Origin of the sequence: Mycobacterium sp. 1274756.6, from assembly GCF_001668625.1 — a bacterium.
GTDB lineage: Bacteria > Actinomycetota > Actinomycetes > Mycobacteriales > Mycobacteriaceae > Mycobacterium.
Window position 1 is genome coordinate 124,125 of record NZ_LZLJ01000093.1, and the last position, 21,301, is coordinate 145,425.

The window sequence follows — 21,301 nt, forward strand, 5'->3', positions numbered from 1 at the left end:
CGCCGCTCAGCGCGCCTTCCACACCGGTTCGCGCTTCTGCGCGAACGCCAGCGGGCCCTCCCTGGCGTCCTCGGTTTTGAGCAGTGAGCCGAACTCGCGGGTGGTGCGGGTCCAGCCCGGCTCCTCGGCGGTGATGACACCGTCGTCGGCGCCGTAGGCGATCCGCTTGCTGGCCTGCACCGACAGCGGGGCGTTGACGGTGATCCGCTCGGCCAGCGCCAGCGCCGCGTCGAGCACGGTGCCGTCGGCGACGACGTCGTTGATCAGCCCCCACTTCAGCGCCTCCTCGGCGCTGATCGGCTCACCGGTGAACAGCAGCTCCAGCGCGATCTTGCGCGGCAACTGGTCGACGATCCGGAACACCCCGCCGGCACCGGCGATCAGGCCGCGCTTGACCTCCGGCAGCCCGAACTTGGCGCGCTCCTCGGCGACCACCAGGTCGCTGGCCAGCGCCAGTTCGGTCCCGCCGCCCAGGGCGGTGCCGTTGACCGCGGCGATGGTCGGCTTGTCGATGAAGTGGTGCACGTAGCCGGCGAAACCCCATTCGGGGTGCTCGGCGTGGAACAGGTTCTCTCCGCGGGAAATCGCCTTGAGGTCCGCTCCGGCGCAGAACGACTTGTCACCGGCGCCGGTGAGGACGACCGCGCGAACCTCCGGGTCGTCCTGCGCCGCCTGCAACGCGTCGCCGACCGCGGTGCTGACCGCACCGTTGACCGCGTTGCGCGCGTCCGGCCGGTTGATCGTGATGACCAGAACGTTGTCGCGCCGCTCGGTGAGAGCCGCCGGCTGGTCAGAGGTTTCGGTCACAGGAGCTCCAAAATCGTTGCGTTGGCTTGCCCGCCACCTTCGCACATGGTCTGCAGGCCGTACTGAATTCCGTTGTCGCGCATGTGGTAGAGCATCGTGGTCATCAACCGGGCACCGGACCCGCCGAGCGGGTGGCCGAGCGCGATCGCCCCACCCTTGGGGTTGAGCTTCTTCTCGTCGGCGCCGATGTCGGCCAGCCAGGCCATCGGCACCGGCGCGAAGGCCTCGTTGACCTCGAACACGCCGATGTCGTCGACCGACAGCCCGGAGCGCTTCAGCGCCTTCTGGGTGGCCGGGATCGGGCCGGTGAGCATGATGACCGGGTTGGAGCCGGCCAGCGTCGCGGTGTGCACCCGCGCCAGCGGTTTGAGGCCGAGCGCCTTGGCCTTCTCCGCCGACATGAACAGCAGCGCCGCCGCACCGTCGGAGATCTGGCTGGAGTTACCGGCGTGGATGACGCCGTCTTCCTTGAAGGCCGGTTTGAGTTGCCCCATCTTCTCGATGGTGGTGCCGCGCCGGATGCCCTCGTCTTTGAGGACCGGGTTGCCGTCGGCGTCCTCGATGGCGACGATCTCGTCGTCGAAGGCGCCGGAATCCTGTGCCGCGGCGGCCTTCTCGTGGGAGGCCAGCGAGAATTCGTCGAGCTGGGTGCGGGAGAAGCCCCACTGCTCGGCGACCATCTCCGCGCCGATGCCCTGGTTGGGCACCACGCCGTCGTAGCGGTCCAGGTAGATCTTCGAGTACGGCCGGCCGCCGTTGGCCAGCGAGGAGCCCATCGGGGTCCGCGACATCGACTCCACCCCGCCGGCGACGGCCACGTCGTAGTGGCCCGCGACCACCCCGGCGGCGGCGAAGTGCACCGACTGCTGGCTGGAGCCGCACTGCCGGTCGACGGTCACGCCGGGCACGCTCTCCGGCCAGCCGGCGGTGATCAGCGCGGTGCGGCCGATGTCCAGGGCCTGCTCGCCGGCCTGCATCACACAGCCCCAGATGACGTCGTCGACGATCTCCGGGTCGATCCCGGTGCGGTTCACCAGTCCGTTGAGCACCTGCGCGGACAGGTCAGCCGGGTGCACCCCGGACAGCCCGCCGTTGCGTTTACCGATCGGTGAGCGCACCGCCTCGACGATGACGGCTTCGGCCATGTCGTTCTCCTTTGAACTTTTCGGGACGATCGTGACCAGCATCTCAGGATCGCCCGCACCGCCGACAGCCGGACCCACGAATCCGCCGCGCGGCCGCCGCCGGAGACCACCGTTATGCTCACGCTGCGCCGAACACCGGTGCACGACCCATGCCTGCAAAGGGGCCTGCCTGACATGAGTGTGCCGCCACACCGACCGCCGCCCGGTTTTCCTCGCGGGCCGAACCCGGGCGACCCCCGCGGCGCCGGCCGCCCACCGGGTCCATACGGGCCGCCGTCCGGGCCCTACGGCAACCCCGGCTGGCAACCCCAGCAGCCCCCGCCGGCCGGCCCCTACGGGCCGGCGCCCGGTTATCCCGGCGGCCCTCCGCCGGTGCCGCCACCTCCGCCGTCGGGTAACCGCTCCGGCCTGCTCATCGGCGGCGGTGTGGTGATCGCGGTGCTGGTGGTGGCCTTGGCGGCGGCGCTGGCGACCCGCGGTTCCGGTTCCGATGCCGCCGACGACAGCCCGTCGAGCGTCGCCGCCGCCCCCTCGACGAGCACCGATGCCGCCGCCCCCAGCAGTTCGGTGGCGGCCTCGACCGGCCCGTCGACCCCGTCGGCCACCGCCCCGGGCGGCGATCTGGCCGGACTCCTGGAGTCGCCGACGCAGATCAACGAGCGCATGAAGACGACGATGAGCCCCGCGCCGGGCGAATCGGGCACCGAACCGCTGACGAAGGTCGTCGTCACGCCCACCGAGTGCACCGGTAATTTCATCCCCGCGACCGCCGCGACCTACGCCGGCACCGATTTCACCGCCATGGCGGTGCAGGGCTTCCGCGGGAGCGGCAACAGCATGTCCACCAGTGTCATCGAGGTCGCGGTGAAGTTCCCCGATGCCGCCGCGGCGAAAAGGTTCTTCAACGACCAATACAGCGACATGTCTAACTGCACCTACAAACCGGTGACCGCGCGCTACGCCAACGGGGCCAGTTACGACGGGAAGACCACCGCAGTCGGCAAGTCGTCGGGCAGCGAAGGCGACCTGATCAACACCATCGTGTTCCGCAACCCGATGGAGGGCACCATCGGCTGCGATCGGGCGTTGGGGGTCAACGGCGAGGTGATCGTCGACGTGTTGGTCTGCAGCGACGGCAACTCCGGTGGCTACGGAACCGGGTTGGCCCGGTCCATCATGCGCAAGCTCAACTGACCCCCGGCCGGCCGGGCACCGGTAGCGTTGGGTCATGGCACGCATCATCGTCTTCGGCGGCCACGGCAAGGTGGCCATGCACCTGCACCCGCTCCTGGTCGAGCGCGGCGACGAGGTGACCGCGGTGTTCCGCAACCCCGACCACTCCGAAGAGGTGGCGGTCACCGGCGCCGCCCCGGTCGTCGGTGACATCGAACAGCTCGACACCGAGGCGCTCGCGGAGCTCGTCGCCGGGCACGACGCGGTGGTGTTCTCCGCCGGCGCCGGCGGCGGCAACCCCCAGCGCACCTACGCGGTGGACCGCGACGCGGCGATCCGGGTCGTCGGCGCCGCCGGCCAGGCCGGGGTGCAGCGGTTCGTGATGGTCTCCTATTTCGGCGCCGGACCCGAGCACGGTGTGCCGGCGGAGGAACCGTTCTTCCATTACGCGGAGGCCAAGGCCGCCGCCGACGCGCACCTGCGGGCCAGCGGCCTGGACTGGACGGTGCTGGGGCCGAGCCGGCTGACGCTGGAACCGGCGACCGGGCGGATCGCGCTCGGTCCCGAGCACGGCAAGGGTGAGGTGTCGCGGGAGAACGTGGCACTGGTGATCGCCGCCGTGCTGGCCCCCGACACCGGGGCGGCCACGATCCGGCGCACCATCGAGTTCAACGACGGCGACACGCCCATCGCCGAAGCCATCGCCGGGCGCTAACCCACCGGGCCGGCGCCGTCGCGCCAGGCGGTAACCTCGGTTGCGCAGCCGGTTTGTCGGCGCCGCCAGGCATCGACATCGAGCGAAGCGCATGCCTCGCGAGAGGGAACCCGGTGGGAATCCGGGACTGTCCCGCAGCGGTATGCAGGAACGACCGCCGTCATCGGCACTGGTCGCAGCGATGCGACTGGGAAGCGACGGCCAGTAGGTGCACCGAGGGGTGCGCGCCTGCGAGTCCGAAGACCTGCCTGCTGTGCCGGGCGCGCCGCGCCCGGGGGCTTGTCGCCTCGAGGAATGGGCGTCCGGCGGTCCCGGTTGCACTGCTTTACCGGCAGTGCGCACCCCACCGGGTCGGCTGCGCGTCCGTCGGCGATAACCAAACCCGCTAGTGAAGGACGAATCTGTGACCGCTCAACCGTTTACCGCCACCATCACCGGATCGCCCCGAATCGGGCCGCGCCGCGAACTCAAACGCGCCACCGAGGGCTACTGGGCCGGCCGCACCAGCCGCGACGAGCTGGAGTCCGTCGCCGCCACCCTGCGCCGCGACACCTGGGCTGCGCTCGCCGAGGCCGGGCTGGATTCGGTGCCGGTCAACACGTTCTCCTACTACGACCAGGTCCTCGACACCGCGGTGATGCTCGGCGCGCTGCCGCCGCGGGTCGCCGAGGTCCCCGACGCCCTGGACCGGTACTTCGCCGCCGCCCGTGGCACCGACACGATCCAGCCGCTGGAGATGACCAAGTGGTTCGACACCAACTACCACTACATCGTTCCCGAGATCGGCCCGGACACCCGCTTCAGCCTGGACGCCACCAAGGTGCTCGATGAGCTGAACGAAGCGTTGGCGCAGGGCATCCCGGCCCGGCCGGTGGTCATCGGCCCGATCACCTTCCTGCTGCTGAGCAAGGCCGTCGAGGGCGCCGCCGCCCCGATCGAGCGCATCGACGAGCTGATCCCGCTTTACACCGACCTGCTCGGCCGGCTCGCCGAGGCCGGCGCCCAGTGGGTGCAGTTCGACGAGCCGGTGCTGGTCACCGACATCAGCGCCGACGCGCCGGCCCTGGCCGAGCGGGTCTACACCGCACTCGGCGCGGACACCAAGCGGCCCGCCCTGTTCGTCGCCACCTACTTCGGCGACCCCGGCGCCGCGCTGGGCGCTCTGGCCCGCACCCCGGTCGAGGCCATCGGCGTCGACCTGGTGGCCGGGGCGAACGCCGATATCGCCGCCGTCTCCGAGCTGGCCGGCAAGACCCTGGTGGCCGGGGTGGTCGACGGACGCAACATTTGGCGCACCGACCTGGAGGCCGCGCTCGGCCGGCTGGACCCCCTGCGCGGGTCGGCCGCCTCGGTGGCGGTGTCCACGTCGTGCTCGACGCTGCACGTGCCCTACTCGCTGGAGGCGGAGACCGACCTCGACGACAACCTGCGCAGCTGGCTGGCCTTCGGCGCGGAGAAGGTCACCGAGGTGGTGACGCTGGCGCGGGCGCTGCGCGACGGCCGGGAGGCGGTCGCCGAGCAGATCGCCGCGTCCAACGCGGCGGTCAAGTCCCGCACGGCCGACCCGCGGCTGCGCAACGAGCAGGTCCGCAGCCGCATCGCCTCGATCACCTCGAACGGCGACCAGCGCGGCGACGCGACCGCCCGCCGGGAGGCTCAGGACGCCCGGTTGCACCTGCCGCCGCTGCCGACCACGACGATCGGCTCCTACCCGCAGACCTCGGCGATCCGCATCGCCCGCGCCGAGCTGCGTTCCGGGAAGATCGACAAGGAAGAGTACGTCCGGCGGATGAAGGCCGAGATCGCCGATGTGATCAAGCTGCAGGAGCAGCTCGGGCTGGACGTGCTGGTGCACGGCGAGCCGGAGCGCAACGACATGGTGCAGTACTTCGCCGAGCAGCTGGACGGCTTCTTCGCCCCGCAGAACGGCTGGGTGCAGTCCTACGGCAGCCGGTGTGTGCGTCCGCCGATCCTCTTCGGCGACGTCGCCCGGCCCAACCCGATGACCGTGGAGTGGATCAGCTACGCGCAGTCGCTGACCGACAAGCCGGTCAAGGGCATGCTGACCGGACCGGTGACCATCCTGGCCTGGTCGTTCGTGCGTGACGACCAGCCGCTGGCCGACACCGCCAACCAGGTGGCGCTGGCGATCCGCGACGAGACGGTGGACCTGCAGGACGCCGGCATCGCGGTGATCCAGGTCGACGAGCCGGCGCTGCGGGAGCTGCTGCCGCTGCGCGACGCGGAGAAGGAGGACTACCTCAAGTGGGCGGTGGGCGCGTTCCGGCTGGCCACCTCCGGGGTGGCCGACTCCACGCAGATCCACACCCACCTGTGCTACTCGGAGTTCGGTGAGGTGATCGGGGCGATCGCCGACCTCGACGCCGACGTCACCTCGATCGAGGCGGCCCGCTCGCACATGGAGGTGCTCGAAGACCTCAACGAGATCGGGTTCTCCAACAGTGTCGGCCCCGGTGTCTACGACATCCACTCCCCGCGCGTGCCCAGCACCGAGGAGATGGTGACCTCGCTGCGCGAGGCGTTGGCGGCCGTGCCCGCCAAGCGGCTGTGGGTGAACCCGGACTGCGGGCTGAAGACCCGCAGCACCGAGGAGGTCACCGCGTCGCTGACCAACCTGGTGGCCGCGGCCCAGCAGGTCCGCCCGGACGCGTAAGCAGTCCCGGATCGAGGGTCGGCGGGCTTGCCCGTCGACCCTCGGTTCCCGGGCTGGCTGGTCCTGGGCTTCGGGTCTGCGTCGTCGCCCGCGTTGGCCCGCTCGTCGGCCCACGAACCCCCGTCGTCACCCGCGTTGGCCCGCTCGTCGGCCCGCGAAACCCGCGAAACAGAAATGGTGCAGGCCTCTTCTCGACATTTCCCTGCATATCTTCTGTCTCGCGGCGCGGGCGCGCCCCGAGTTGCCAGACGAGGGCCGCGGCGACGCACGCGCGGGCGAGCGAAACGCTAGCCCGTCACCTGCACCGGCAGATCGTCGTCCCAGGGCTGACGGTCGACCATGTCGGCCACCCGCACCTGGCCACGCTCGAACTCGCCGGTCGCGGCGTCGACCAGGCGGTACTGCTGGGTCTGGCGGTGGATGGGCTGGGCGTCGAGGATGACCACCCGCACCTCGCCGGGTTCGAATCCGCACCGCTGCTGCAGCGCGGCGATCAGCTGCTCGTTGGTCATGTGGCCGTCACCGAAATTCCAGCCCACCGCCGTCGAGCAGATCCGTTCCCCGTCGGTGAGGGTGTAGTCGTCCTCGTCGACATCGGCCAGCGCCCGGTGGGCCAGGGTGAACAGCGCGCGGCCGTGGGTGTTGAAGCCGCGGAACGCATACCCCATGAAGATCGGGATCTGGGCGGCCTCCTTGCTGCCGTAGAACCGCTCCAGCTGTGCGGCGGGCATGCTGGCGATCGCGACGATGCCGCGGCTCAACTTCTCCTCGGCGGAGGCGGTCAGACACCACAGGCTGGTGTCCCAGTTCCCGGCGTAGTAGCGCATCCCGGGCAGGAACGAGACCTTGCGCGGCAACAGGTTGCCCAGCACGACGGTGCCCGCGCTCGCCGCGAACAGCGCCAACACCGGCACCGGGTGATTGAGGTCACCGAGCCCGAGCTCGGGGTGCGCGACGAAGATCGCCAGCACCCCGAAGATCATGAAGACGTTCCACTCCAGCGGCACCCCCATCGGGATGGCCGCCAGGATGCCCAGGTGGAAGCAGACCATGACGAACGCGGCGATCGCGGTCGGCCAGCCGCCGTGGGAGAAGAACAGCACCAGCGGCACGGCCATCTCGATGGCGGTGCTGATGTGGGCCAGCAGCTTCGACGGCCAGCCCGGGCGCAGATCGTCGGGGAAGTTCTTGAAGAAGCGCCGTTTAAGCGCGCGGGGCCGCACCAGCGGGTTGTTGCTCATCATCGTCGAGATCACGAACGGGAAGTGCCGGTTCAGCTTCGAGGTGGCCGCACCCACCCAGATCACCAGGAAGATCAGCTTCGCGCCGATGATGATGTCCGCCCCGTCGAACAGGAACACCAGCGCCAGCGGACCGTAGACCTCACCGCGAGCGGCCAGGAAGATCACCTTGTCGCGCAGCCCGATCACCGCCAGCAACGCAAGTACAGCGACGATCTGCCAAGCCGGCAGCACCCCGATCTCCGTGCCCAGCTGCGGGATCGGTCCGGTGCCGTCGGAGAACAGCGCCCAGACGATCATCACCAGCAACGCCCCGTAGACGGCGGCGTCGACGGGGGTGCGCGCGGTGCCGCGGGTCAGCGGGACGCGCCCGGGCCACGGCGGCAACCGGATGGTGCCGGTGCGCAGCCAGTACAGGATCGAGCCCATCGGCGGGAAGAACCGGTTGTTCAGCGGCCCGAACCCGCAGCCCAGCCCGATCACCTCGAACAGCATCGTGTAGAGCACGACCTTTTCGAACACGATGGGTTCGTTCCACCAGGTGCCGACGTCGGTGAAGCCGTCGATCCCCGCGGTGCTCAGGACGACGAGCCAGCCACCCAGGATGTAGAGACCGATCTTGACCAGGTAGAACAGGTGCAGCACGAGCGGCGTGCCGAAACCGACTTCCGCCCAGTGCCGGGCCATGGGACGGATCTTCTCGCTGCGGGTGCCTTTGCTCCAGGTCGGGAAGTCGACCACCGGCAACTCTGGCTTGAGAAATCCCATGCCCTTACACTAGAACGTGTTCTAGAAATTGGGGGCGGATTGGGCCGTCGGCAACACGCCGCCGCGCTTCGACGATTGGGACCCCGACGGGGCTGCCGTGTAGCGTTGACCCCGGCCCTAAACACATCGTGGGATGGGGGTCCCACTTGACAGGCAGGGGCACGATGACCAAGGAACTCTCCGAAGTCGAGCTGCTAACAGAACTTGAACCGGTGGTCGGCGAATACGTCAACCGCCACCTCGCAATCGCCAAGACATGGAACCCGCACGACTACGTGCCGTGGGACGAGGGACGCAACTACGCCGCGCTCGGCGGCACCGACTGGTCCGAGGAGCAGTCGGAGCTCTCCGAGGTCGCCAAGGTCGCGATGGTGGTCAACCTCCTCACCGAGGACAACCTGCCCTCCTATCACCGCTACATCTCGGAGAACTTCTCCCACGACGGCGCCTGGGCCACCTGGATCGGCCGCTGGACGGCCGAGGAGAACCGGCACAGCATCGCCATGCGCGACTACCTGGTGGTCACCCGCGGGGTCGACCCGGTGGAGCTGGAGAAGACCCGGATGGCGCACGTGGCCCGCGGGGTCCACGCGCCCGAGGACTTCGGCGGGGTGCTGATCCAGTCCGCCTACGTCACCCTGCAGGAGGTGGCCACCCGGGTCAGCCACCGGCAGACCGGGCGGGTGTGCAACGACCCGATCGCCGACCGCATGCTGCGGCGGATCGCCCAGGATGAGAACCTGCACGCGGTGTTCTACCGCGACCTGACCGGTTCCGCGTTCGACCTGGCCCCCGACCAGACGATCGACGCGGTGAACCGGGTGGTGCAGCGCTTCGACATGCCCGGGCGGGGGATGCCCAACTGGCGACGCAACGGTGTGCTCATGGTCAAGCACGGCATCTACGATCTGCGCCAGCACCTCGACGAGGTGGTTCTGCCGGTGCTGCGGACCTGGAAGGTCTTCGAGCGCACCGACCTCTCGCCGCGCGGGGACCAGATCCGCAACGAGCTCGGTGAGTACGTGGAGCAGTTGGAGCGCGACGTGCTGCGCTTCGAGGAGCGGCGCGCGCACCTGCTGGCCCGCCAGGCCGCCAAGGCCGAGCGGGCCGACTCGACGGCCGCCGCGGGCTAACCCGCGACGGCGCGCTGCGGGCGTCCCGAGTAGGCGCTCAGCGGGCGGATCAAGGCGTTGGACCTGGCCTGCTCCATGATGTGCGCCGTCCAGCCGGTCACCCGGCTCATCACGAACAGCGGGGTGAACATCGGGATGTCGAAGCCCATCAGGTAATAGGCCGGCCCGGTCGGGAAGTCCAGGTTCGGCTTGATCCCGGTCGCCTCGGCCATGGCGGTCTCCAGGACGGTGTAGATCTCCAGCCAGCGCTGGCCGTCTCGGGCGGCCGCGACCCGGGTCAGCGCCTGCTTCATCGTCGGCACCCGCGAGTCGCCCCGCTTGTAGACCCGGTGGCCGAACCCCATCACCTTCTCGTTGCGGTCCAGCTTGCCGCGCAGCCAGGCCGCGGCCCGGGCGGGCTCCCCGATCTCGAGCATGTCGTGCATGACGGCCTCGTTGGCGCCGCCGTGCAGCGATCCCTTGAGCGCTCCGATCGCCGCGGTCACCGCACTGTAGGTGTCGGAGAGGGTGGAGGTGACCACCCGGGCGGCGAACGTGGACGCATTGAAGCCGTGTTCGGCGTAGAGGATCATCGACTGCTCGAACGCCGCGACGATCACCGGGTCGGGGACCGATCCGAAGCACATGTGCAGGAAGTTCTCGGCGTACCCGAGCTGGCTGTGCGGGGCGATCGGCTCCAGTCCGCGCCGGCGGCGCAGGTCGATGGCCACGATGGTGGGCAGCACCGCGAACATCCGCAGCGCCTTGGCGAAGTTGGCCGGCTCCGAGCCGTCGTCCTCCTCGGGGTCTTCGGCGCCCAGGTAGCTGATCGCGGTGCGCACCACGTCCATCGGATGGCAGGTGTCGGGCAGCTTGGTCAGCAGCGACAGCATCGAGCGGTCCACGCGACGGCTGGCCCGTTCCCGCTGACAGAACAGGGCCAGCTGGGCGTCGGTGGGCAGCTCGCCGTGCCACAGCAGGTAGGCCACCTGCTCGAAGCTGCAGTGCGCGGCCAGATCCTGCACCGGGTAGCCGCGGTAGGTCAGCGAGTTGGTCTCGGCCACCACCTTGGAGATCGCGGTCGTGTCGGCCACGACCCCGACCAGGCCCTTGCGGATCTGCGGTTCGTCATCGGCGGTCATGATCATCGGTTTCCTTCGCGCACAGTGAAATTGAAGATCTCGTCGTCGAACTGGTTGTATTCGGCGTAGCGCAACAACTCGTAGAGCCTGCTGCGGTGCTGCATCCGGTCGAGCAGACCGGCCTGGGTGCCGGCCCGGTCGATGTCGCGTAGCCCCTCCTCCACCGCGAACATCGCCAGCCGCAACGTGGTAACCGGGTAGATGACCACGTTGTAGCCGAGGTCGCGCAGCTGCTCGACGGTCAGCAGTTCGGACTTGCCGAACTCGGTCATGTTGGCCAGCAACGGGATATCCACCGCGGCGCGGAACCGCTCGAAGTCGGACGGACCGGCCAGCGCCTCGGTGAAGATCATGTCGGCGCCGGCGTCGGCGTAGGCGCGGGCCCGCTCGATCGCGGCGTCGACGCCCTCCAGGCCCGCGGCGTCGGTGCGCGCACAGATCACGAAGTCGGGGTCGCGGCGCGCGGCGACCGCGGCACGCAGCCGTTTGACCATCTCGGCGGTCGGTACCACCGCCTTGCCGTCGAGATGGCCGCACCGCTTCGGGTTGACCTGGTCTTCGAGGTGGCAGCCGGCCAGGCCGGCCTCCTCGAGCACCGCGATGGTGCGGGCGGCGTTCATCGGCTCACCGAAGCCGGTGTCCGCGTCGACCAGGGTGGGCAGGTCGGTCGCGGCGGCGATCTGGCCGGCGCGGTCGGCGACCTCGCTGAGCGTCGTCAACCCGATGTCGGGCAGCCCGAGGTCGGCCGAGAGCACCGCCCCGGAGACGTAGACGCCCTCGAAGCCGATCTCGGCGACGAGCTTGGCCACCAGCGGGGAGAAGGCACCCGGAAGCCGTTGCAGCCGACCGGAGTCGAGTGCGCGACGAAACGCCGCCCGCTTGTCGGCGGGGCCGACGGCGGCGCCCAGCAGCCCGGCCATCAGAAGATCCCCGCCGGGATGGTCGGCGCCGTCGCCAGCACCTGGGGTTCGACGTGAACGTTGAGCGCGGCCAGCTCGCCGCCGGCCAGCGCCGAGACCCGCTCGGCGGCGGCGACGAAGCGCTCCCGCTCCGACGGCTCCACCACGTCGGCGGCCAGCTCGTGGAACTTCGCGATGTACTGCTCGCGGGTGAACGGGTGGGCGCCCAGCGGGTGGGCGTCGGCCACCGCCAGCTCGTCGCTGATCACGTCACCGTTTTTGAGGGTGATCTCCGCACGCGCCCCGAACGCCTTCTCCGCCGGGTCGGCCGAGTGGTAGCGGCGGGTCCACTCCGGGTCTTCGACGGTGGAGATCTTGCGCCACAGCTCGATGGTGTCCGGCCGGTGGGCCCGCTCCGGGGCGTAGGAGTGCTGGTGGTGCCAGCTGCCGTCCTGCAGCGCGACCGCGAAGATGTAGGGCAGCGAGTGGTCGAGGGTCTCCCGCGACGCGTCGGGGTCGAACTTCTGCGGGTCGTTGGAGCCGGTGCCGATCACCACGTGGGTGTGGTGGCTGGTGTGCAGCACGATGCCGGCGATCTGGTCGAGGTCGCCGATGCGCTCGCGCATCCGGCGGGCCAGGTCGATGGGCGCCTGGCTCTGGTACTCCGCGGAGTGTTCCTTGGTGTAGCTGTCGAGGATGGCCCGTTTGGGTTCGTCGGGGCCGGGCAGCGGGACCTGGTAGGTGTGCTCGGGGCCGGCCAGCAGCCAGGCGATGACGCCGTCCTCGCCCTCCCAGATCGGCGCCGGTGAGCCCTCGCCGCGCATCGCCCGGTCCACCGCCTCGATGGCGATCTTGCCGGCGTGTGCCGGCGCGAACGCCTTCCAGCTGGAGATCAGACCCTTGCGGGACTGGCGGGTGGCGGTGGTCAGGTGCAGGGCCTGCCCGATGGCCTGGTAGATGGTCTCGGTGTCCAGCCGCAGCATCGTGCCCAGGCCGGCGGCGGCCGACGGCCCGAGGTGGGCGACGTGGTCGATCTTGTGCTGGTGCAGGCAGATTCCGCGGGTGAGGTCGATCTGGATCTCATACGCGGTGGCCAGCCCGCGGACCAGGTCCGCACCCGAGCAGCCCAACTGCTGGGCGACGGCGACCAGCGCGGGGATGTTGTCGGCGGGGTGGGAGTAGTCGGCGGCCAGGAACGTGTCGTGGAAGTCCAGTTCGCGTACCGCGACGCCGTTGGCCCACGCCGCCCATTCCGCGGAGTAGCCGCCCTCGACGCCGAACACGGCCGCGCCCGGGCTGGCCGGGTGGGCCAGGGCCTGCGCGCGGGCGACGCTCACCGGGCGGCGCAGCACCGCCGCGGCGCTCACCGCGGCGTTGTCGATGATGCGGTTGACGACCATCGCCTCGACGTCGGCGTCCACCGCCACCGGGTCGGCGGCCACTTCGGCGATCTTCCAGGCCAGCTCGTCGGTACGGGGGAACACCTCGGCGCTGCGGCGGGTGTGGACGGAATGAATCTGCATAATTCACACCATATGCACGATTGACGCTTCCGGAAGCCCCCTGTTGCTGTGGATTATTGCGTCCTCAACCGGCACCGTTTGCGAATTTTGTGAACGTCGCTCGCGGTAGGGTTCGACCGTGGCGAAGATGTTCTCCGGCGCCCGGCTGCGCCGGTTGCGCGAGGAGCGCGGGCTCACCCAGGTGGCCATGGCCCGGGCGCTGGATCTGTCGGCCAGCTACGTCAACCAGCTGGAGAACGACCAGCGTCCGCTGACGGTGTCGGTGCTGCTGGTGTTGACCGAGCGCTTCGATCTGCCCGCCCACTATTTCTCGCCCGACACCGATGCGCGGCTGGCGGCCGACCTGGCCGAGGTGTTCACCGCCGAGGCGGGTGAGCACCCGGCGACCGGCAGCCAGATCGAGGAGCTGGTGGCCCGCATGCCCGAGCTGGGCCGCGCCGTGGTGACTATGCACCGCCGGCTTCGCGATGCCAGCGACGAACTGGAGGGCTACCGGTTCCGCGCCGCCGCCGACCCGGCCCCCGACGGGCCGATGCCGTTCGAGGAGGTGCGCGACTTCTTCTACGACCGCAGCAACTACATCGCCGACCTCGATGCCGCCGCCGAGCAGATGTTCCGCGACAACGGCATGCGCATCGGCGGTCTGGATATCCAGCTCGCCGAGTTGATGGCCGAGCGCTACGGCATCGTCGTCCACGTCGACACCGGTCTCGGCGAACAGACCAAGCGGCACTTCGATGCGGCCGGCAAGGTGTTGCGGATCGCCCACTGGCTGCTGCCCGGGCAGCGCGCCTTCCAGATCGCCACCCAACTGGCCCTGCTCAGCCAGGCGGAGCTGATCTCGGCGATCCTGGCCGAGGATGCGCAGTTGAGCACCGAGGCCCGCGGTGTGGCGCGCATCGGGCTGGCCAATTACTTCGCCGGGGCGTTTCTGCTGCCCTACACCGAGTTTCACCGGGCGGCGACCGAGTTGCGTTACGACATCGATCTGTTGGCCCGCCGGTTCGAGGTGGGGTTCGAGACCGTGTGCCATCGGCTGTCCACCCTGCAGCGTCCGCAGCTGCGCGGTGTGCCGTTCATCTTCGTGCGCACCGACAAAGCCGGCAACATCTCGAAGCGGCAGTCGGCCACCGCGTTTCATTTCAGCCGGGTCGGCGGCAGCTGCCCGCGGTGGGTGGTGCACGACGCGTTCGCCCAGCCGGGGCGCCTGGTCACCCAGGTGGCGCAGATGCCCGACGGCCGCTCCTATTTCTGGATCGCCAAGACCACCACCCCCGAGCCGCGCGGATACCTGGGGCAGCAGAAGAGTTTCGCGATCGGCCTGGGTTGCGACCTGGCGCACGCCGATCAACTGGTCTACTCCACCGGGGTGGCGCTCGACGATCCGTCGACCGCGGTGCCGATCGGAGCCGGCTGCAAGATCTGCAGCCGCCCGGCATGCGCCCAGCGCGCCTTTCCCTACCTGGGCCGGCCGGTCGTGGTGGACGAGAACACCAGCAGTGGGCTGCCGTACTCGCCGGCTACCCGTCCTGGCTGACCGTGGGCCGGTAGAAGAGCACCAGCTGGCCGAGCGCACCGGCCAGCCCGAGTCCCGCCGCGATCAGCAGCCCGCACCAGCCGGCCGCCCAGTTGTGGCCGAAGATCAGCCAGTCCAGGCTGTAGCGCCCGGCGCCGAGCATCGCCACCGCCACCGCTGCGCCGGCCAACACCAAGGTGTATTCCCAGCCGCCGCCCACGATGAAAAATCCGTTGGGGCGGTGGACCGTCCAGGCGGCCACCACCATCAGTGCGACGAACCCGGCGGCCGGGATCGGGGTGAGCAGGCCGGCGGCCAGCCCCAGGCCGGCGGCGGTTTCGGTGGTCGCCGCGGCCAACGCGTGGAAGCGGCCCGGCTTCATCCCGATGCTCTCGAACCAGTTGGCGGTGCCGGGAATCCGGCCGCCGCCGAAGAATTTGTTCAACCCGTGGGCGGCCAGCGTCAAGCCGAGCAGGAGGCGCAGGAGCAACAGGGCGGTGTCGAGTGCGGTGTCGGTGCTCATGGTCGCCACGGTAATGGTCCGGGCCGGCAGCCGGCTACAGCGCCGCGTCCAGGTGGCGCAGATAGGCGTCGACATCACCGAGCGCGGAATGGGCGGCATGGACGCTGATCGCCACGGTGTCGCCGATGCCGTGCACGCCGTGGGTCAGACCCATCGCCGGTGACAGCGCCGGATAACCGGCGGTCAAAACCACCGGGGCGTCACCGAATCGCAGGTCGGCCGGGCCCCGATGGACGCTGGAGACCACGGTGTTGCCCGAGACCCGCTCCGGGCGGGCGGCCGCGTCGAAGCGGCCGACGCCCCAGCGCAACAACGCGGCGGGCACGGTGGCGAACGCCCGATCGGCGGCGGCGGTAGCCGGGTGCTCGGCGCGGCGACGCGCGGCGGCCAGTTCGGCGGCGATGCGCTGCGCGCGTTGCGGCGGGGCGAGCCGCGGGTGCAGCCCGACGCTGACGTTGTGGAAGTGGTTGTTGGCCAGGCGCGGACCGGGTTTGGCCATCGGCACCTCCGCGCCGGCCGCGTCCGTCGGCTCGTCGAGATAGCCGGCCAGCGCGGTGCTCACCGCGGTCAGCACCGCGACGGTGACGGTCGGCCCGCCCAGCTCGGCGCGGCGCCGGACGATGGTGCGCAGGGTGCGCGGGCCGTCCGGTCGGGTGTTGGTGCTCAGCAACGGCCGGGACCCGGATCTGGCGGCGATGCGGCCCGCGGCGATGTCGTGTTCGAGGCGGCGATGGGCGCGGGCGGCCTGCAGCGCCCGCCAGGGCAGAAACCCGCGCGGGGCGCTCGGCACGTCGGGCACCTGGTCGGGCCGACCGAACAGCCAGGCGGCCAACGCCGAGGCACGACCACCGTCGGCCAGCGCGTGGGCGATCTGCAGCACGCCGACCGTCCCGGTGCCGGCGCCGGACAGCTCCACCTCCGGGAACAGGTGCAGGCGCCAGGGCATGTCGTGCACGTCCAGCTGGCGGTCGGCCAGGGCGGCCACCGCGTCCAGGCAGCCGGTCCAGCCGGCGTCGTCGAGCCCGTGCACCACCGCGGGCGCCGGTGTGCCAGGCACCCAGCGCGGATAGCTCAGCGGGCCACCGTCATCGACCCGCACCGTCAGCGCCGGGCAGGCGCGGGCCCGCCACTCAAGGTCCTCGACGGCCCGGTCGAACCGGGCGGGGGCTCCGGCGAAGGCGTAGAGCAGGAACTGGTCGCTGGGGATTTTCGCGGCCATCCAATGGAACTGGGCGTCCACGGCGGCCATCGGGTGCGCCGGCACGACGCCGGCTCAGCCGCGCGCGCCGAGGAACGCCAGCACCGCGTCCCCCACCCGGTCGGCGGCCTCAAGCTGCAGGAAATGCCCGGCGTGGTCGATGACCTGCGCATCGCTGCCGGGTGGGAGCACCCGGCCGGCCCAGGGCACGAAGTCGGCGGTCATGCAGCCGTCGTCGCGGCCGTGCAGATACAGCGTCGGCAGGCGCGGCGGCGACTGCCAGTGCCGGTGCAGTTCGGCGTAGCGCGCCGGGGGCCGGGTGTTGCGGATCGTGGCCCGGTAGGGCCCGAGTGCCGCGCGCCAGCCCTCGGGGGTGCCGATCGCGGCGTCGACGTGGCGCAGGTCGTCGCTGGCGTCGTAGCCGGGTGACCAGCGCCGCCACAACAGCGGGACCACTCGGGCCGCCGCCCGCTCCGGCAACACCGGCAGCTGGAAGAAGCCGATGTACCAGCTGCGCAGCGCCTGCGCGGGCAGCAGACCGGCCAGCCGCAGCCGTTCGGAGAGCGCCGCGGGCGCGCGGAACGCCGCCACCGGCGGAACCGACATGACCACCGCTTTGGTGAACGGGCTGTCGGGCAGTGCGGCCAGGCCGGTGGCCGCGATCGCCCCCCAATCGTGGCCGATCACCACGTCGTCGGCGGTGCCGCCGGCCGCCTCCCGCACCCGCAGCGCGTCGTCCATCAACGCGCCGATGTGGTAGGCGCCGTCCTCGGCGATCGCCGAGGGGGCGTAGCCGCGCATGAACGGCGCCACCACCCGGTAGCCAGCCTCGACCAGCCGCGGCGCCAGGTTGCGCCATCCGTAGGCGGTGTCGGGGAAGCCGTGCAAGCACAGCGCGAGCGGCCCCTCGGCCGGCCCCCAACTCAGCGCTTTGAGCGCCACCGGGGCGGCGTCGGTCGGTGCAACGTCGATCCAGTCCGGTTCGGTCATCACTCGCCTGCCCGCCTCACGTCGCTTCGCTGTCCCCCGATTAGAACCCATGGGCGGCGTCTCGCGCACGCCGTGGTGGCGGTCGGTTCGGCCCCGGGCGCCGGGCGCTACGGTGAGCGGATGGCCCAGCCGCAGACCACCCAGTACACCGGTGCGGACGGGGTGCTGCTCGCCGCCGACGAGTGGAACCGCACCGCCGTCGACGGGCGGCGACCGACGGTGCTGTTGCTGCACGGGGGCGGGCAGAACCGGTTCTCCTGGAAGAAGACCGGGCAGGTGCTCGCCGGGCGGGGCTTTCCCGTCGTCGCCCTCGACAGCCGCGGGCACGGCGACAGTGACCGCTCCCCCGGCGCCGACTATGCGATCGAAACGCTGGCCGACGATGTGCTCGCCGTCATCGACGCCATCGACGGCCCGGTGGCGCTGGTCGGTGCCAGCCTGGGCGGGCTCACCGCGATCCTGGCCGCCGAGCAGGCGGGCCCTCAGCGGGTGACCCGGCTGGTGCTCGTCGACGTGGTCCCGCGGTTCGAGAAGAGCGGCAGCGCCCGGATCCGGGATTTCATGGCCCGCCACGTCGACGGGTTCGCCACCTTGGACGAGGCCGCCGACGCGATCGCCGCCTACCTGCCACACCGGCCCCGCCCGGACAGCACCGAGGGGTTGAAGAAGAACCTGCGGGAGCGGGACGGGCGCTGGTATTGGCATTGGGATCCGGCGTTGTTGACCAAGCCCGGCGACGACCCCGCGTTGCGCACCGCGAAACTCGAGCGTGCGGTGATGGCGCTGACGATTCCGATCCTGCTGATCCGCGGCAAGCTCTCCGATGTGGTGAGCACGGCCGGGGTGACGGATTTCCTGGCGAAGGTGCCGGCCGCGGAGTTCGTCGAGCTCGGCGCCGCCGGCCACACCGCGGCCGGTGACGACAACGACGCGTTCAGCGCCGCGGTGGTGGATTTCGTCTCCGGATCGGGGTGACCGTGACGGTCGCGGTGTGGGCGCTGGCTGCCGTCGCGGTGGCCGAGGCCGTCGCGCTGGTGGTGCTGTGGCGGGTCGGATCGGGTCGGCTGGCGCAGAGCCGCGCGGAGGCCGATCGGCTGCGGCAGCGCTTCGGTGCCCGCTCCCTGCTGCTCTCCGGGGGCCGGGAGGCGGTCAAAACGGTGTGGCAGACCGCCAACCTGGTGCGCCGGGAGGGGTTCGGCGCCGCGGTGCGCAGCTCCATCGAGGATCTGGCCGGCTGGGCGCAGGTGGAGCGGCCCGATCTGGCCCGGGTGGCCGGTGACGGCACCGTGGTGTTGCTGTTCACCGACATCGAGGGCTCCACCGCCCTCAACGAGCGCATCGGCGATCGCGCCTGGGTGAAGCTGATCGCCGCGCACGACAAGCTGGTGCGCGGGCTGGTCGATGACCACGGCGGCCTGGTGGTCAAGGGGCAGGGTGACGGTTTCATGATCGCGTTCTCCGCGCCGGAGCCCGCCCTGCGTTGCGCGATCGCGATCCAGGAGTCGTTAGGCTCGCGGCGCAACGGGTTTCGGGTCCGGATCGGGGCGCACCTGGGCCGTTCGGTGCGTCGCGGCGACGACCTGTTCGGCCGCAACGTCGCGATGGCCGCGCGGGTGGCCGCCGCTGCTGAGGGCGGCGAGATCCTGGTGAGCGAGCCGGTGCGCACCGCGCTTGCCGACCTGGACGACATCGACTTCGCCGAGGGCTACGACACCGAGCTGAAGGGCTTCAGCGGCAGCCACCGGCTGTATCCGGTGGCGCTTTAGCGTTCCTGGCTTTCGGCCAGCCGCTGGTGGAGTCGGGAGCGGACCTCCTCGGCGGTGTAGGACTTGCGGCGCCGCTGGTCGCGCGCGACCAGCACCCCACCGGCGGCGACGCCCCCGACACCGGCCAACCCCAGCCACTTCCAGAACTTGCGCATGGGCACAGTCTGCCTACAGTGCTGGGGTGACCGCGAGCACCGTGAGCCTGAGCCGCGCGTTGGACGAGACCCGCACCGGCGACATCTGGCTGTTCCGGGGCAGTTCCGGCCCGGACCGCGCCATCCAGACGTTGTCGAACGCCCCGGTGAACCATGTCGGGATGACGGTGGCCATCGACGATCTGCCGCCGCTGATGTGGCATGCCGAACTGGGCCAGAAGCTGCTGGACGTGTGGACCGGAACGCATCACCGCGGCGTGCAACTCAACGACGCCCGTGAGGCGGTCGAGCAGTGGATGGGTCGCTACGGGCAGCGGTGCTGGCTGCGGCAGCTGACGCCCTATGCCACTCGCGCGCAGGAGGATCGGCTGCTGCGGGTCATCGCCCGGATGAACGGCACACCGTTCCCGTCGACCGCGCGGTTGACCGCCCGGTGGTTTCGGGGCCGGCTGCCGGCGCCCGACGATTGGACCCGCGGAATCCCGTTCGTGGACAAGAAGGTTCGGGAGGTCTCCCAGCGACGCAAGGCGCGCCGGCGCGACACCGGACTCCGCAGCGCCTACTGCGCGGAGACGGTCGCGATCACCTATGAGGAGATGGGGTTGATCGACACCGGCAAGGATTCGAGCTGGTTCGACCCGGGCACGTTCTGGAGTGGCGACCTCCTGCCGCTGGTGCCGGGTTACCGGCTGGGCGCCGAGATCGAGGTGCTGGCACGCTGATCGGCGACCGCGGACCGCTCCGCGGCGCCTGACCGCGCCATCTCCGCCGCCCAGATCGCGGTGCCGAGCACCGGGAACGCCGCACCCAGCAGGCACACCGCACCCCAGCCGAAGGCGCCGTAGATCACCGCGGATGCCACACTGCCCACCGAGCCGGCGGCGAAGTAGCTGGTCATGTAGGCGGTGTTGAGCCGGCTGCGCGCCTCGGGGCGAAGCGGGTAGAACACGCTCTGGTTGGTGATGTGGGTGCCCTGGATCCCCAGGTCCAGCAGCGCCACCCCCACCGCCAGCGCCACCACGTGGGCTTCGCCGATCCACAGCAGCAGAAAGCTCAGCGCGGTCAGCGCCACGAACGCCCCGGTCTGGACCTGCGCGTAGCCGCGGTCGGCCAGCGCGCCGGCGAATTTGGCGGCGACCGCCCCGGCGACACCGAACAGGGTGAACAGCCCGATCTTGGTGTCCGACCAGTGGTAGTTCCCGCCGGCGAGGATGAACCCGACGCTGGTCCAGAACACCCCGAAGCAGGCGTAGGTGAGCATGCCGTACCACATCCGCAGCCGCAGCACCGGCTCCTCGCGGACGATCTCGACGACCGAGGCGAGCAGCTTGCCGTAGCTCATGCGCACCTCGGGGGCGCGCACCGGCAGGGTGCGCACCAGCGCGCAGGCGACCACCATGAGCACCGCGGCGACGACGAAGACCGCGCGCCAGCCGGCGGCACCGGCGATCAGGCCGGCGACCACCCGGGACAGCAGGATCCCCAGCAGCAGGCCGGTCATGACGCTGCCGATGACCCGGCCGCGCTCCTCCTCGTAGGCCAGGGTGGCGGCGAACGGAACCAGCACCTGCCCGACCACCGAGCCGAGCCCGACCAGGATCGCGGCCGCGGCCAGCACCGGCCAGCTCGGGGCGAACGCCATGGCCAGCAGGCAGCCGGCGGTGGCGACGAGCATCACGGTCAGCAGCCGGCGTCGCTCCATCAGGTCCCCGAGCGGCACCAACAGCGCCAGGCCGATGGCGTAGCCGACCTGGCTGGCGGTGACGATCAGCCCGACGCTGGTCGTCGACGCGCCGAAGTGGTCGGCGATGGTGCCGACCAGCGGTTGGGCGTAGTAGCTGTTGGCCACCACCAGCCCGGAGGTGATCGCCATGACCAGGACCAGGCGGCGATCCATGCGGGGGGCGGTGGTGTTGCGGGACATGCGACCCATGCTCCCCGCCCGCAACTTTGA

General features: G+C 70.6%; 19 protein-coding genes and 1 riboswitch. Of the genes, 8 read left to right on the plus strand and 11 right to left on the minus strand.

Going from position 1 to position 21,301, the window contains the following annotated elements; genetic code table 11:
* Positions 1-6 precede the first annotated feature (6 nt).
* Both A5643_RS15265 and A5643_RS15270 read right to left on the minus strand, forming a co-directional pair.
* Positions 7-807 (minus strand): crotonase/enoyl-CoA hydratase family protein, encoded by an 801-nt coding sequence (locus A5643_RS15265; protein ID WP_066857352.1) that lies wholly within the window; start codon positions 805-807, stop codon positions 7-9.
* Entirely contained in the window at positions 804-1,952 is a 1,149-nt protein-coding gene (locus tag A5643_RS15270) for a thiolase family protein (RefSeq protein ID WP_066858017.1), read from the minus strand. Before A5643_RS15270 ends, A5643_RS15265 begins: the two co-directional genes overlap by 4 nt.
* Before the next feature lie 372 nt (positions 1,953-2,324).
* Between A5643_RS15270 and A5643_RS15275 the strand changes: the two genes are divergently transcribed.
* The 3 genes from A5643_RS15275 to metE all read left to right on the plus strand — a co-directional run bounded on the left by A5643_RS15275 (position 2,325) and on the right by metE (position 6,514).
* The gene (locus A5643_RS15275) at positions 2,325-3,146 is read left to right on the plus strand and encodes a sensor domain-containing protein (protein ID WP_197497747.1); all 822 of its coding nucleotides are present in this window, start codon (positions 2,325-2,327) and stop codon (positions 3,144-3,146) included.
* Between the two features lie 34 nt (positions 3,147-3,180).
* On the plus strand, positions 3,181-3,840 hold the full coding sequence (locus A5643_RS15280; protein ID WP_066857359.1) for an SDR family oxidoreductase: 660 nt from the start codon (positions 3,181-3,183) through the stop codon (positions 3,838-3,840).
* A gap of 32 nt (positions 3,841-3,872) precedes the next feature.
* A riboswitch (cobalamin riboswitch) is annotated at positions 3,873-4,106 on the plus strand.
* Between the two features lie 122 nt (positions 4,107-4,228).
* Positions 4,229-6,514 (plus strand): 5-methyltetrahydropteroyltriglutamate--homocysteine S-methyltransferase, encoded by a 2,286-nt coding sequence (metE, locus tag A5643_RS15285; RefSeq protein ID WP_502686244.1) that lies wholly within the window; start codon positions 4,229-4,231, stop codon positions 6,512-6,514.
* A 287-nt stretch (positions 6,515-6,801) separates the two neighbouring features.
* On the opposite strand, the gene A5643_RS15290 is transcribed toward metE, so the two are convergent.
* Positions 6,802-8,523: a DUF3556 domain-containing protein gene (locus A5643_RS15290; protein WP_066857362.1), complete on the minus strand. Its 1,722-nt coding sequence runs from the start codon at positions 8,521-8,523 to the stop codon at positions 6,802-6,804.
* A 164-nt stretch (positions 8,524-8,687) separates the two neighbouring features.
* Here A5643_RS15290 and A5643_RS15295 point away from each other — a divergent pair, with 164 nt between their 5' ends.
* Positions 8,688-9,656 (plus strand): acyl-ACP desaturase, encoded by a 969-nt coding sequence (locus tag A5643_RS15295; RefSeq protein ID WP_066857364.1) that lies wholly within the window; start codon positions 8,688-8,690, stop codon positions 9,654-9,656.
* Here A5643_RS15295 and A5643_RS15300 read toward each other — a convergent pair.
* The 3 genes from A5643_RS15300 to prpD are packed head-to-tail and all read right to left on the minus strand — an operon-like array spanning position 9,653 to position 13,199.
* Positions 9,653-10,783: a bifunctional 2-methylcitrate synthase/citrate synthase gene (locus tag A5643_RS15300; RefSeq protein WP_156628838.1), complete on the minus strand. Its 1,131-nt coding sequence runs from the start codon at positions 10,781-10,783 to the stop codon at positions 9,653-9,655. The genes A5643_RS15295 and A5643_RS15300 overlap by 4 nt on opposite strands.
* Positions 10,780-11,697, minus strand: a complete 918-nt coding sequence (prpB, locus tag A5643_RS15305; protein ID WP_066857370.1) for a methylisocitrate lyase — start codon at positions 11,695-11,697, stop codon at positions 10,780-10,782. Before prpB ends, A5643_RS15300 begins: the two co-directional genes overlap by 4 nt.
* Positions 11,697-13,199, minus strand: a complete 1,503-nt coding sequence (prpD, locus tag A5643_RS15310) for a 2-methylcitrate dehydratase PrpD (protein WP_066857373.1) — start codon at positions 13,197-13,199, stop codon at positions 11,697-11,699. Before prpD ends, prpB begins: the two co-directional genes overlap by 1 nt.
* Positions 13,200-13,326: 127 nt before the next feature.
* Between prpD and A5643_RS15315 the strand changes: the two genes are divergently transcribed.
* Complete coding sequence (locus tag A5643_RS15315; protein WP_082949015.1) at positions 13,327-14,736, plus strand: short-chain fatty acyl-CoA regulator family protein; 1,410 nt, start codon at positions 13,327-13,329, stop codon at positions 14,734-14,736.
* On the opposite strand, the gene A5643_RS15320 is transcribed toward A5643_RS15315, so the two are convergent.
* From A5643_RS15320 to A5643_RS15330, 3 genes are read right to left on the minus strand one after another with little or no spacing between them, the layout of a single operon-like run.
* Positions 14,720-15,238 (minus strand): DoxX family protein, encoded by a 519-nt coding sequence (locus A5643_RS15320; protein ID WP_066857379.1) that lies wholly within the window; start codon positions 15,236-15,238, stop codon positions 14,720-14,722. The two genes, A5643_RS15315 and A5643_RS15320, sit on opposite strands and share 17 nt — an antisense overlap.
* Positions 15,239-15,272: 34 nt before the next feature.
* Positions 15,273-16,502: a WS/DGAT domain-containing protein gene (locus A5643_RS15325; RefSeq protein ID WP_156628839.1), complete on the minus strand. Its 1,230-nt coding sequence runs from the start codon at positions 16,500-16,502 to the stop codon at positions 15,273-15,275.
* 9 nt (positions 16,503-16,511) lie between these two features.
* Positions 16,512-17,426, minus strand: a complete 915-nt coding sequence (locus tag A5643_RS15330; protein ID WP_066857381.1) for an alpha/beta fold hydrolase — start codon at positions 17,424-17,426, stop codon at positions 16,512-16,514.
* A 120-nt stretch (positions 17,427-17,546) separates the two neighbouring features.
* Here A5643_RS15330 and A5643_RS15335 point away from each other — a divergent pair, with 120 nt between their 5' ends.
* Both A5643_RS15335 and A5643_RS15340 read left to right on the plus strand, forming a co-directional pair.
* The gene (locus tag A5643_RS15335) at positions 17,547-18,401 is read left to right on the plus strand and encodes an alpha/beta fold hydrolase (RefSeq protein WP_066858025.1); all 855 of its coding nucleotides are present in this window, start codon (positions 17,547-17,549) and stop codon (positions 18,399-18,401) included.
* Entirely contained in the window at positions 18,392-19,192 is an 801-nt protein-coding gene (locus A5643_RS15340) for an adenylate/guanylate cyclase domain-containing protein (RefSeq protein ID WP_066857384.1), read from the plus strand. The genes A5643_RS15335 and A5643_RS15340 overlap by 10 nt, the downstream gene beginning before the upstream one ends.
* On the opposite strand, the gene A5643_RS18310 is transcribed toward A5643_RS15340, so the two are convergent.
* The gene (locus A5643_RS18310) at positions 19,189-19,347 is read right to left on the minus strand and encodes a hypothetical protein (protein ID WP_156628840.1); all 159 of its coding nucleotides are present in this window, start codon (positions 19,345-19,347) and stop codon (positions 19,189-19,191) included. The genes A5643_RS15340 and A5643_RS18310 overlap by 4 nt on opposite strands.
* 26 nt (positions 19,348-19,373) lie before the next feature.
* Here A5643_RS18310 and A5643_RS15345 point away from each other — a divergent pair, with 26 nt between their 5' ends.
* The gene (locus A5643_RS15345; protein ID WP_066857387.1) at positions 19,374-20,069 is read left to right on the plus strand and encodes a guanylate cyclase; all 696 of its coding nucleotides are present in this window, start codon (positions 19,374-19,376) and stop codon (positions 20,067-20,069) included.
* Here the strand turns inward: A5643_RS15345 and A5643_RS15350 are convergent.
* Positions 20,030-21,271 (minus strand): MFS transporter, encoded by a 1,242-nt coding sequence (locus A5643_RS15350; protein ID WP_231995610.1) that lies wholly within the window; start codon positions 21,269-21,271, stop codon positions 20,030-20,032. The two genes, A5643_RS15345 and A5643_RS15350, sit on opposite strands and share 40 nt — an antisense overlap.
* Positions 21,272-21,301: the final 30 nt, after the last annotated feature.

Coding starts and splice junctions, on each gene's coding strand:
- A5643_RS15270 (WP_066858017.1), bottom strand. CDS start 1,952: ATGGCCGAAGCCGTCATCGTCGAGGCGGTGCGCTCACCGATCGGTAAA.
- A5643_RS15280 (WP_066857359.1), top strand. CDS start 3,181: ATGGCACGCATCATCGTCTTCGGCGGCCACGGCAAGGTGGCCATGCAC.
- A5643_RS15290 (WP_066857362.1), bottom strand. CDS start 8,523: ATGGGATTTCTCAAGCCAGAGTTGCCGGTGGTCGACTTCCCGACCTGG.
- A5643_RS15295 (WP_066857364.1), top strand. CDS start 8,688: ATGACCAAGGAACTCTCCGAAGTCGAGCTGCTAACAGAACTTGAACCG.
- A5643_RS15300 (WP_156628838.1), bottom strand. CDS start 10,783: ATGATCATGACCGCCGATGACGAACCGCAGATCCGCAAGGGCCTGGTC.
- prpB (WP_066857370.1), bottom strand. CDS start 11,697: ATGGCCGGGCTGCTGGGCGCCGCCGTCGGCCCCGCCGACAAGCGGGCG.
- prpD (WP_066857373.1), bottom strand. CDS start 13,199: ATGCAGATTCATTCCGTCCACACCCGCCGCAGCGCCGAGGTGTTCCCC.
- A5643_RS15315 (WP_082949015.1), top strand. CDS start 13,327: ATGTTCTCCGGCGCCCGGCTGCGCCGGTTGCGCGAGGAGCGCGGGCTC.
- A5643_RS15320 (WP_066857379.1), bottom strand. CDS start 15,238: ATGAGCACCGACACCGCACTCGACACCGCCCTGTTGCTCCTGCGCCTC.
- A5643_RS15330 (WP_066857381.1), bottom strand. CDS start 17,426: ATGACCGAACCGGACTGGATCGACGTTGCACCGACCGACGCCGCCCCG.
- A5643_RS15335 (WP_066858025.1), top strand. CDS start 17,547: ATGGCCCAGCCGCAGACCACCCAGTACACCGGTGCGGACGGGGTGCTG.
- A5643_RS18310 (WP_156628840.1), bottom strand. CDS start 19,347: ATGCGCAAGTTCTGGAAGTGGCTGGGGTTGGCCGGTGTCGGGGGCGTC.
- A5643_RS15350 (WP_231995610.1), bottom strand. CDS start 21,271: ATGTCCCGCAACACCACCGCCCCCCGCATGGATCGCCGCCTGGTCCTG.